The organism is Streptomyces sp. NBC_01241, from assembly GCF_041435435.1.
Classification (GTDB): domain Bacteria; phylum Actinomycetota; class Actinomycetes; order Streptomycetales; family Streptomycetaceae; genus Streptomyces.
Genome location: NZ_CP108494.1, coordinates 3153948 through 3164531, shown reverse-complemented (window position 1 = coordinate 3164531; position 10584 = coordinate 3153948). Strand labels below are relative to the sequence as shown.

14 protein-coding genes and 1 pseudogene are annotated in these 10584 nt (G+C 66.3%); 13 read left to right on the top strand and 2 right to left on the bottom strand.

Annotated features, from left to right (window positions below; all coding sequences use genetic code 11):
* Positions 1-53: 53 nt before the first annotated feature.
* The 8 genes from OG306_RS13855 (at position 54) to OG306_RS13820 (ending at position 6084) form a co-directional block, all read left to right on the top strand.
* The gene (locus OG306_RS13855; RefSeq protein ID WP_327259191.1) at positions 54-233 is read left to right on the top strand and encodes a hypothetical protein; all 180 of its coding nucleotides are present in this window, start codon (positions 54-56) and stop codon (positions 231-233) included.
* A gap of 630 nt (positions 234-863) precedes the next feature.
* Positions 864-1034, top strand: coding sequence for a hypothetical protein (locus OG306_RS13850; protein ID WP_327349762.1), 171 nt, complete (start codon positions 864-866; stop codon positions 1032-1034).
* Positions 1031-2833, top strand: coding sequence for an alpha/beta hydrolase (locus OG306_RS13845; RefSeq protein ID WP_327349763.1), 1803 nt, complete (start codon positions 1031-1033; stop codon positions 2831-2833). Before OG306_RS13850 ends, OG306_RS13845 begins: the two co-directional genes overlap by 4 nt.
* A gap of 92 nt (positions 2834-2925) precedes the next feature.
* Positions 2926-3405, top strand: coding sequence for a hypothetical protein (locus tag OG306_RS13840; RefSeq protein WP_327349764.1), 480 nt, complete (start codon positions 2926-2928; stop codon positions 3403-3405).
* Positions 3406-3437: 32 nt separating this feature from the next.
* Entirely contained in the window at positions 3438-3992 is a 555-nt protein-coding gene (locus tag OG306_RS13835) for an alpha/beta hydrolase (protein ID WP_327350195.1), read from the top strand.
* Between the two features lie 5 nt (positions 3993-3997).
* Positions 3998-4615: a hypothetical protein gene (locus OG306_RS13830; protein WP_371665347.1), complete on the top strand. Its 618-nt coding sequence runs from the start codon at positions 3998-4000 to the stop codon at positions 4613-4615.
* Between the two features lie 72 nt (positions 4616-4687).
* A complete protein-coding gene (locus OG306_RS13825; RefSeq protein ID WP_327349766.1) occupies positions 4688-5125 on the top strand; it encodes an alpha/beta hydrolase in 438 nt (145 codons plus the stop codon).
* A gap of 113 nt (positions 5126-5238) precedes the next feature.
* Positions 5239-6084, top strand: coding sequence for a hypothetical protein (locus OG306_RS13820; protein WP_327349767.1), 846 nt, complete (start codon positions 5239-5241; stop codon positions 6082-6084).
* 260 nt (positions 6085-6344) lie between these two features.
* Here OG306_RS13820 and OG306_RS13815 read toward each other — a convergent pair whose 3' ends face one another.
* Complete coding sequence (locus OG306_RS13815) at positions 6345-6770, bottom strand: hypothetical protein (RefSeq protein ID WP_266746477.1); 426 nt, start codon at positions 6768-6770, stop codon at positions 6345-6347.
* A 123-nt stretch (positions 6771-6893) separates the two neighbouring features.
* On the opposite strand from OG306_RS13815, the gene OG306_RS13810 reads away from it, so the two are divergent.
* The 5 genes from OG306_RS13810 (at position 6894) to OG306_RS13790 (ending at position 9788) form a co-directional block, all read left to right on the top strand.
* Entirely contained in the window at positions 6894-7670 is a 777-nt protein-coding gene (locus tag OG306_RS13810; protein WP_266746476.1) for a helix-turn-helix domain-containing protein, read from the top strand.
* On the top strand, positions 7667-7915 hold the full coding sequence (locus OG306_RS13805) for a DUF397 domain-containing protein (protein WP_266746475.1): 249 nt from the start codon (positions 7667-7669) through the stop codon (positions 7913-7915). Before OG306_RS13810 ends, OG306_RS13805 begins: the two co-directional genes overlap by 4 nt.
* Before the next feature lie 11 nt (positions 7916-7926).
* On the top strand, positions 7927-8490 hold the full coding sequence (locus OG306_RS13800; RefSeq protein ID WP_266746474.1) for an AAA family ATPase: 564 nt from the start codon (positions 7927-7929) through the stop codon (positions 8488-8490).
* Between the two features lie 98 nt (positions 8491-8588).
* Positions 8589-9104, top strand: coding sequence for a DUF1269 domain-containing protein (locus OG306_RS13795; RefSeq protein WP_266746473.1), 516 nt, complete (start codon positions 8589-8591; stop codon positions 9102-9104).
* A 273-nt stretch (positions 9105-9377) separates the two neighbouring features.
* Positions 9378-9788 carry a RidA family protein gene (locus OG306_RS13790; RefSeq protein ID WP_371665346.1) on the top strand — a complete coding sequence of 137 codons (411 nt, stop codon included), beginning with the start codon at positions 9378-9380 and terminating at the stop codon, positions 9786-9788.
* Positions 9789-9929: 141 nt separating this feature from the next.
* On the opposite strand, the pseudogene OG306_RS13785 reads toward OG306_RS13790, so the two are convergent.
* A pseudogene (locus OG306_RS13785) lies at positions 9930-10478 on the bottom strand (HAD family hydrolase); the annotation flags it as partial.
* Between the last annotated feature and the right edge of the window lie 106 nt (positions 10479-10584).

Below are 10584 nucleotides of genomic sequence, written 5' to 3'. Positions count from 1 at the left end.
TGATCGCTCCGCGCTGAAGCCAGAACCAGTGGGCCGAGGCGGCTTCGCTGTTCATGTCGTACCGGACGGTGATCACGGAGCTGGAGTCGCTCTCCAAGCTGCTCGCGTTGCCCGCGCATGGCGGGCCGGGCAGCGGTGGAATCGAGGGTGAGATCGCCATCCACGTTGATCGGTTCGGGAAGCTCGGTGACATGGCCCGAGAACTCCGCGAAACAGCTTTCCCTCAAGGGTGACCACGCCCGGACGTCTACCTCTGCCGAGTCGATCAGCCGTTCGGGAAGACGTATGAGCTCCGGCGCTCGGTGAGCGAACCCTGGCGGATGGTGGTCAACAGGAAGGCGAGGCCCGAGGTGCGGGCGTCAACTTGCGAGCAAGTACGGATACGGAGACCTGGGGACTCTTGATCCGAGGACGATCGCTCTTGTGTGCCCTGCTCAGCAGGTGCTACGTCCGCGGAGTCATATCTGGCGGTGAGTCCTCTTCGCGCTTGCACACCATGTGGGGTGACCAGTTACCGTCACCCGGACGGCGATAGAGGCGCGTTGGGGAAGAATCGGGGGATTGTGGCTGTGCAGTATTCGGACCAGTGGCAGGAATTGCTCGATCTCGCGGATCGGCCCAGGACTGGGACAGCCGATGGGGCAACGGCGCGTATGGCACTGGCTTCTGCTGGTCCCGATCGTTCGGGAGGCTCGCCCACGCCTGCGGTTGAGGGCGGCGGGGAAGGTCTGAAGCACAGTGAAGGACCTTGGACCAGCGCGTCCGGTGCCGCGGGCACCTTGCGGACCAACACGGCACTGAGCCGCAATCGTCTCGGCACCGCGCGTGAGGGTGTTGCTTCCGGGGCGAAAGGACTCTCGTCCTTGACAGCGATGACGGCGGTACGGGAGTCCTGGGAGGAGCGGCTTGCCAGTCTGCGGGACGAATGCGGGTTCCTGGAGGGAGCGTTGTCGAAGGTCGCAAAGGAGATGGGCGAGACCGAGACCGCGGTGAAGAACTCTTTCGGTGCGATGAAAAAGGGTGATCGCCGGTGACCGGCACGACGCTGACCTGGCAGCTGTTGCGAGACCTGAAGCCATTGGTGTTCGAAGATGCCGGCGACGGCTGGAACGAGGTCTCGGGCCGGGCTGATTCCGATCGGGCAACGACCGACAGGGCGATGACGGCGAAACTGCGTGAGACGCAGAAGAGCGAGTCGGCGGGGGCCGCCATCAAGCGGTTGGAGCGGCTGAGCCGAAATTTCCAGTACGTGCATACTGAGGCCGGCCTGATCCGGACGGCACTCAACGGCCTCGCCTCAGAACTCGCCGGTCCGCAGAAGCAGCTCATGCAGGCTCTGGAGGACGCGGAGAACCTGAAGTTCACCGTTCACGCAGACGGCTCGGTGAGCTATCCGGCAGCGGCCGGCGAGACACTTCTCGGGGAGAAGGAAGCCCCGGGAGGGTCCGCCCGGGGCAGCGCACGGCTCCCGCTGGAAGCGCCGGGACTGAGTGAGCAGCCCGGGGTCCCTGGAGGGCGCTTCGACCCCAACCCGAATGCCGCGAAGGCTCAGGGCATCGCGGACAATATCTCGCGGGCGGTTCGGTCCGCTGCAGAGATCGATGGCCGGTACGCGGAGGTCCTGAGCAAGCTCAAAGCAGCCAAGGGACTCGATGTCACCACGGCAACGCTGGAGGACGTACACCACGACACGGCGGCGGTGCGTTCCACCGCTGACACGTATCTGAGGCACGGCGTTCCGCAGGACAAGTCGCCTGCCCAGCGCAAGGAGTGGTGGGACGGTCTGACCGAGGAGCAGCGGCAGGAGTACCTTGAGGTCGCTCCGGACCTCGTCGGGAACCTCGACGGTATTCCGGCTGTGGCGCGGGACGAGGCGAACCGGAACCATCTTCCGGTGCTCATCGACACGTTGGAGCGGCAGGGCGGCACAGATGCCCAGACCAAGCTTGAGGCGCTCCGGGGGATCCAGACCAAGCTCAGTGAGCCCTCCAAGGTGCCGATGTACCTGCTGGGCATCGGCGATGAGGGCAATGGCCGAGTCATTGTGGCGTACGGGAATCCGGATACCTCGCGCAATGTCTCGGCGTATGTGCCGGGATTCCAGACCAAGTTGGACAAAGACTTCGTCGATGACACCTTGCAGCGGGGCATGGACACCGCGAAGGGGGCGCGAAAGTTTGACTCGTCCAGTGCGGCCATTGTCTGGCTCGGCTACGACGCCCCGCAGGATGTCGATGTCATGGGCGCGAGCGACGCTGAGCAAGGTGCCCCCGCCTACAACAGCTTCATGGACAGTCTGCAGGTCACCAACGAGAACAAGGACCCGCACCTGACAGCGATCGGGCACTCCTACGGATCGTTCACCGTCGGGACGGCGGCGCACCGGGACGGTGGTATTCCGGGCGCGGACGACATCATCCTTCTCGGCAGCCCTGGTACCGGTGTCGACAAGGCCGAGGATCTCGGTGTCGGCAAGGACCACGTGTTCGTTGGAGCGGCGGAGAACGATCCGGTGACCAAGTTCCCTTCGAAACAGCAGGTCGTGGCGGGCTTCATGGGGCTAATGGTTGGAGGGCCACCGGCCGCGTACGTGGCCGGGGACATCGCCGACCAGGGTGACGACGACCTTTACTTTGGCAAGGATCCGGCCAGCGAGGCCTTCGGCGCGAGGCGCTTCAAGGTCGACGACGGGCCTCGTCCCATCCTTGATCTGGGTGGATTCGATGCCCATTCTCAATACTTCACGCCAGAGAAGGATGACGTGTCCGCGCGGAATATCGCCCAGATCGTCGCGGGGAAGCCTCAAGACATTCAGACGGAGGAATGGCGGTGAATCGATTGGTGAAGTGGGCTGCACCCGTTGCCTCGGTAGTTATATTGCTCGCTGGATGTGGAATCCTGGAAAAGAAGGGAGTCGCGACGGCCATGAACATGCAAGAAGCGGCGGAGCATGCGGATAAAATGCTGGATGCGACCATCGGAGCCATCAGGCCGGAGGTCCAGTGGGCCCATGACGATACATCAACTGGAAGCTGTGACGTGAGCCGCATTCGGACAGTGATGACAGTTATTTCCGAGCAGCGACGTGGAAACTTCTTGGGAATGGTCGAGCGGTTCTGGAAGAAAAGCGGCTATAAGGTCCATTCAGTGAATTCGAGCAGGAAATTTCCGGCCATCTTCGCCAGGACGCCCGACGGATTCGGTATCAATTTGTCCATTGCGGACAAGGGGCAGGCGCACTTCGAGGTCAACAGCCCCTGTGTCGAAAAGTCCGAGGTCGCCGCCCCCACCACTCAGCCCAACGGCCCCGCCTATGAAGGCGTGGAGATTCCTCGTCCCAACGTGCACTCCGACTTTTGGTCGGTAGAAACTCCGCTTCCTTCGGCGACTCCGAGCCCCGGCTGACGTTGACGCGTCGCGGCCCACACTGTTGATGCATCGAGGACGCTCAGGACGATGACAACGCCAAGGTCGGCGCCCCGGCCTACGACAGTTTCTTGGACGGCATTCGGGAATCCGGATCACCGCATGTGACGGCCATTGGTCACTCATACGGATCCTTGACCGTGGGCCAGGCCACTCCGCAACCCGGCGGAATCCCCGCCGACGACGTGGTCCTCGTCGGCAGCCCCGGTGTCGGCGTCGACACCGCCGACCTCGGCGTGGGCGCCGACCACGTCTACGTTGGGGCGGCGGAGAACGACCAGGTGACCAACCTTCCCACGCCCAACCTTCTGGAGTACGTCGCTCCGGGGAGCGAGTACGGTCCTAAGAAGAACTGGTTCGGCACTGACCCGGCCGACAACCATTTTGGAGGTCATCACTTCAGCGTCGCCCCCGGCGAGGACACCGGCCTCACGGGGCTCATGACCGGAGACCTGCCCGCGCATTCGATCTACTTCGACCCGGTCGAGGGTGGTGATTCCCTGAACAACATCGCGAGCGTCGTGGCTGGTCACGGTGACAAGATCCAGACGGTGGAACCGAGGTGACGCGCGTGAGTAGACCAGTGCAACTGCTGGGGTGTGCGCTGCTGGTGGCGGCGCTCGCCGCCTGTGGAGCCGGCGGTGGGCAAAACGGCACGGAGGGTCAGGGCAAGAAAGAACGGAAGGCACCCACGATGGACATGCAGCAGGCTGGGCAGCGCTCGGAAGCGATTCTCGACGGCACGCTGGCTGCCATCCATCCGTCGGTGAAATGGGCCTACGGTGCCCCTGCGGAAGCGGCGTGCAGCACCGGTCTCAACGAGCCGACCGACACCACGACCGTCACCCGCAGCAGGAACATCCTCACCGTGGTCTCCGAGCAGCGACGCGGCAATCTGTTGGGACTCGTCCAGCGATACTGGGAACGGCAGGGCTTCCGGGTTGTCAGCGCCAACTCCGATAAGGACATGCCACGGATCCGGGCCAGGGATGCCGATGGATTCACCGTCTCCCTGGAAGTCGGCAATATCGGCAACGTCTCCGTCAGTGCGGGACTCGGCTGTGCCGAGAACTCTGCGATGACCTATCCGACGGGGACACCCGGCCACCCCGGCGGGCCGAAGGCGGAGGAGCTGAGGCCACGGGAGCATTCGGCCTTTTGGTCCTCCAACGAGCCGCTTCGCCAGTAGCTGGGGAACCGCGGAGGCGCGCATCCCGGGGCACGTCCGGTCATCGAGGAAGCCAACCATCGCGACAGCGGCGTGAACCAGACGCTCCTGGGTCACAGTTATGGGTCCCTGGTGGCAGGGCAGACGATGAGAAGTCACATAGATCTGCCGGTCGACAACGCGATCATGGTGGGCAGTCCGGGCGTGGGCGTGGATCACGCGAAGGACCTGAACATCCCGGCGGATCATGTCTTCGCGGCCACGGCCAAGAACGACCTCATCAACGTCGCCCCGCCCCCGGCGGGCCCCCTGGCCCCCCTCAACCCGAAGGCGTACATGAGGCTTTTCGACGATCACTCGATCGTCCACGGAACCGACCCGGTCTCCGACGACTTCGGCGGCGTGGTCTTCGACGTCCCCGACGGGAAGCTTCCGGGCTCGGACTGGGAGACGATGCCCGCGCACTCCCAGTACTGGGACGAAAAGCCCCTCGTCAGCCTGGCAAGGATTGTTACCGGAGGACGGCCGTGAATCTGAGCAGAATGGCCCCGGCTGTCGCACTGCTGGCCATGACGATGGTGACCGCGTGCGGGGCGCAGGGGGACGGACGACAAACTGGCGGAAGAGCATCGAAGCAGGTCGCGATGAATGAGCAGCAGGCGATCGACCGTGCAGAGGAAATCATCAACCAGGCGGTGGACGGCATGTCCCCCAAGCCGACACTGGAACGCATGGGCCACGCGCCCGTCGGCTCCTGCATCGCCAGGGACGACCATGGCCCTGACGACCGCGTGCAGGTCACCGTCGCTTACAAACTGACCGGTGTTCCGGGGCCCGAGGCCCAGAACCTCGTGCGGCAGGCACGGGACGCCTGGCTGAAGCAGGGCTACAAGTACAACTCGTCGGGAGAGGTCGACTGGGCCGGCCCCTTTCCCACGGTCTACATGCGTACGGAGCCCGACGATTTCTGGATGGACGCCATGACCGGCGTGCTGGATCGCGCCAAGGGCGAGGGCCTCGCATCTCTCGGCGTGACATCGCCCTGCTTCCTCCCGCCGGGGAAGTCCTCGGCGTCGACCGCGGCCGACCCCGCCGCACTGGAGGAGCCGCAGGCCGACGATCCCGCTCGGCATCGCGCCCTCGGCCACTCCAGCCGGATCTACGACGCTCTGCGGGTCGGGTCGGCGCCCACGCAGCCCGGGGAAGGTCTCAGCACGGTCCAGGACGAGTCCGGGACCGCGGTCCATCACACCTGGTCGACCGAGCCGCTGCCGGAGGACGAGACGGTACGGGCCCTGGCGCGCGCGCAGGCGTACTTCCGGAGCGCGGGATGGAGCGTGCGCCACGTGCCGACGCGTGAGGGCACCCCCGCCGTCGTCGCCCGCCACCCCGAAGAGGGCACGATCGCACAGGTCGCAGCCTCGACCACGGGCGCCGTGCGCGTCGCGGTTACGACGCCCGTCAACGGTCCGGCGTCCGCAGACGTATGACAGCCGGCCCCACGTGCCGCCGGCGCGAGATCTGGGCGTGATCCCACGCGGCTCGTTCACCGAGGCGATACGCGCGGTGCCCGAAGGGATGCGGACCACTCGGGCCCTGCGCCAGGCGGCAGGGGCCGCGGTCTGCGGCGGCTCTCGCACCGTCGTGCAGGCCGGCCGCGACCTCCACCTGAGCCGGCCGATGGGGCTTCGCTCCATCAGGCGAGCCGGAGCGCGCTGTGCTGGTGGTTCGTCGGCCGTACGTACACCGTCTATGCCGTGCGATCTTCCCCGTGCCCGTCCGGGGCCAACTGCGCCATCACCAGCCCGTACAGCAACTCCACGTCCACGAACTCCCCTTCCCGTGGTGCTCCGCACCGCCAGCTCAGCGGGTACGTGTTGCCGTCCGGTGCGGGGATTCCCACGTACTGGTCACAGGCGGCCGGCCCGAAGCACCTGGCCCCCGGCGGCCAGTCGTACTCCTTGCTCGACCCGGGCGGGACCAGGAAGTACGTCCACCGGGCTCCCGCGATCTCCCGCACGACCGGGCCGGGTTCGCCCTCCGTGAGCGTCCCGAGGTGGTGCAGCACTGCCTCGCCCCGTACGCCCCGCAGGCGGATGGCGTCGAAGTGGATGCCGGTCAAGTGGAGTTGGTGCCCGGCGGCGGGTACCCATTCGGGGCGTTTCTTGCTCGTCATGACCCCAAGCATCCCGGCGGCTGCATAGCGTGACCAGGAGGACGCGGTCCACATCGACGCGATGTGGGGAGGGTGAGGGTGGCTGTGGGGACGAGTGGTGAGCCGTCGCAGGTGCGGAGGCTCGTGGGTGAACTGATCCGTATCCATCGGGTGCGGGCCGGGCTCACGCAGAAGGACGCGGCGGACAAGCTGTTGATCTCGGAGTCGCTGATGGGGGCGGTCGAGCGGGCGGAGCGCATTCCGTCGCTGGAGCTGCTGGCCGACGCGGACCGGGTCTTCGTCGCGGGCGGTGCGCTGAAGGCGTGTATCGAGCTGGTCGACGAGGAGAAGTACCCGGCGAAGTTCCTGGACTGGGCGCGGCTGGAACGGCAGGCGCGGGTCATCAGCGCGTACGAGACGATGCTGATCCCGGGGCTGATCCAGACAGAGGCGTACGCGTACGCCCTCTACCGGGCACGCAAACCCGCGTACACCGAGGACGAGATCGTCCGGCATGTCGAGGCGCGACTGGAACGGCAGGCAGTGCTGATGCGCACGCCACCGCCGTACGTCGGGTTTGTCATCGAGGAGTCGATCCTGGAACGGACGCTCGGAGGTGCCGAGGTGTTGAAGGAGCAGTTGCTGCATCTCCTGGAGTGCATGCGGCGGATGAACCACCTCACCGTTCAGGTGATGCCCTCGGATCAGCACACGCACGCGGGATTGAACGGGCCGATGCAGTTGATGTGTACGGCGGAAGGCCGCAATCTGGTGTTCGCGGAGAGCCAGGGCGGCGATAGGTTGATCGCCAGGCCGGAGCAGGTGGGCGACACGTTCGACCTCTTCGGCATCCTGCGGGCCCAGGCGCTCAACCCCTGGAAGTCGGCGGAGATCATCGAAACGAAGGCGAGGCAACTGTGACCACTGGGCCCGAGCTCTTCTGGTTCAAGTCCAGCTACAGCAACAACGAGGGCGGCGCCTGCGTCGAAGTCGCCTACGACTGGCGCAAGCCCAGCTACAGCAACAACGAGGGCGAAGCCTGCGTCGAGGTCGCCACCTGCCCCCACACCGTCCGCGTCCGCGACTCCAAGGTCACCGACGGCCCGACCTTCGCCGTCGCTCCCGCCGCCTGGACTGCCTTCCTGGTCGGTGCAGTCGCGGGCTGACCGCGAACGTGTTGCGAGCTGCTGATCCCGGCCCTGCCGTCGTCCTCATCACCGGCGTGATGGCCTCCGGCAAGTCCACCGTCGCCCAGGCTCTCGCCGAGCGGCTGCCACGGGCCGTTCATGTGCGCGGGGACGTGTTTCGGCGGATGGTGGTGTCCGGGCGGGCCGAGATGGTGCCGGGGGCGTACGAGGAAGCCGCCGCGCAACTGCGGCTGCGCTACCGGCTGTCCGCGATGACAGCCGATGCGTACGCGGGTGAGGGCTGGACCGCGGTGGTGCAGGACGTGGTGCTGGGGGAGGAGTTGGCCGCGTACGTCGAACTCGTACGGACCCGGCCGCTGTACGTCGTCGTGCTCGCTCCCGAGCCGCAGGCCGTTGCCGAGCGGGAGGCGGGGCGGGGCAAGAGCGGTTACGGGGCCGGGTGGACGGTCGAGGCGCTGGACCGGGTGCTGCGGGAGGAGACGCCGCGGATCGGGCTCTGGCTGGACACGACCGGGCAGACCGTGGAGCAGACGGTCGACACGGTCCTCGCGGAGCTCGGCCGGGCGCGGGTGGTGGGAGCGGCGGAGAGCTGAAGCGGCTGGAGGGCCGACACGTTCGGACCTAATGTCTTATTTAACAACAGTTCCTCTATGGTTGGTGCGATAACGCACCAACCGGAGGAGTCAGCCGCATGAGCAATCTGTTCGTCATCGCCTACGACGATCTCGCCACCGCCGACCGGGTCCGGGACAAGCTGCTGTCCATGAACCGCGAGCACCTTGTCGAGCTGGAGGACGTCGTCGTCGTCGAACGGCGTGAGAAGGACGGCAAGATCAAACTGCATCAGGCCGTCAACCACGTGGGTACCGGTGCCGCGGGCGGTGCGCTGTGGGGGAGCGTCATCGGGCTGCTCTTCCTCGTGCCGTTCCTCGGTGCCGCGGTGGGCGCCGCAGCCGGCGCCGCCGGAGGGTCCGTCGTCGACACCGGTGTCAACGACAAGTTCATGAAGGAGCTGAGCGCCAATCTCCGGCCTGGCGCCGCCGCCGTCTTCGTGCTCGTCAAGACATCCGTCCGCGACAGGGTCGTCCCCGAGATCGTCAAGTTCGGCGGTCAGCTCGTGCAGACCTCGCTCAGCAAGGAGGACGAGGCACACCTGCGGGAAATGGTGAAGGAAGCGCTCAAGGAAGAGCCGACGATCGCCTCCTGATCTCCGGACCGTACGAGAGAAGGCGACTGCCCGCGCCGCGCGCAGGGTGGTCGCCTTTCGTATGTGCGGACCCGGTGCAGACAGCGAGGCGATACGTGTCGAGCCCACGCACCCGGGCTATACACCCCCTCCGACCGCTCCCCCTGGCTCCAACTCGCCCTGCACATAGGTACAGGTACTCATCTTGTTTTTAACTTTGGGCCGCTGCAGAGTGCCTGCCGGTGGGTGGAATTGAGGTGCATGCCGGCATGCGTACTGGTCAGACTCGCAGGCATGACTGAGAAGATCACTCGTATCAACCCCGAGCAGTTGCATCAGACGCCTGGCTACCACCATGTCACCGTGGTTGAGGCCGGCCGCACGGCCCATCTTGCGGGGCAGTGTCCGCTTGATGGAAATGGTGCCCTCGTCGGAGCCGGCTCCTTTGAGACACAGGTCGACCAGGTTGTGGCGAATGCGTCCGTTGCTCTCGCAGCCGTGAGCGCTCAGCCGCAACATGTAGTGCGGTCAGTGATCTACGGGCGGAGCGACGACAGGGACGTCCTGGGGGCTGTGTGGGATCGGCTCATCGACTCTGCCATCGGCCCGGCGTTCACCACCGCTAGCACGATGCTGGGCGTCACCCAGTTGGGCTTTTCCGGACAACTCGTCGAGGTGGATCTCACCGTGGCGCTGCCTGACTGAGTCTGGCGGTGCAGCGATACGAGAACAGGGCCTCGTTGGCGCGGTCAGCGCGGAGAGCAGCGCCAGATCGGCCTGTTCGAGGCTGTCCAGCAGGGTGATCCGGTCGGCCCCGGCGATCGGCGCGATGGAGGGAACAGCCAGCACCGAGCAGCCGGCGGCGCGCGCGGAGGCGACCCCGGTCGGAGTGTCCTCGACGGCCACGCAGGCGGCAGGGTCCAGCCCGAGTCGATCGGCGGCGGCCAGGTAGGGGGCGGGGTCGGGCTTGGTGCGCTCGGTGTCCTCGGCGGCGAGGGTGACGGTGAACCAGTGATCGCCGAGGCTGCCGAGGACCAGGTCCACTACGCGGCGGGGGGAGGCCGAGACCAGGGCGGTAGGCACGCCGGCGTCGCGCAGTTCGGCGAGCAGCGCCAGTGCGCCGGGCCGGGGGACGACCTCGGCGGCGACCTTGCTGCTGAACGCGTCGTTGAGGAGTTCAGCCAAGGCATCCACAGTGAACCTGGTCCGGGTCATGCGGTACAGGTGGGCGGCAGTGTGGTCGACGGCGCGGCCGAGCACCTCGGGCAGGTCCTCCTCGGTGAGGGTGTGGCCGAGGCCGGCGGCGAGTTCGGCGGTGGTCTGGAGCCAGAGGTGCTCGGTGTCGACCAGCGTGCCGTCCATGTCGAACAGGACGGCGGCGGGGAGTGCAGGCACGGCAGTCCTACCTTTTTGGTCGTGGGTTGACTGATCACTCGTAAGGTCGGTGGCCCCGGGGCTCCATGGCCGGCATGCTGCGGGCGGTGGAGACGGCCCGTTCCGG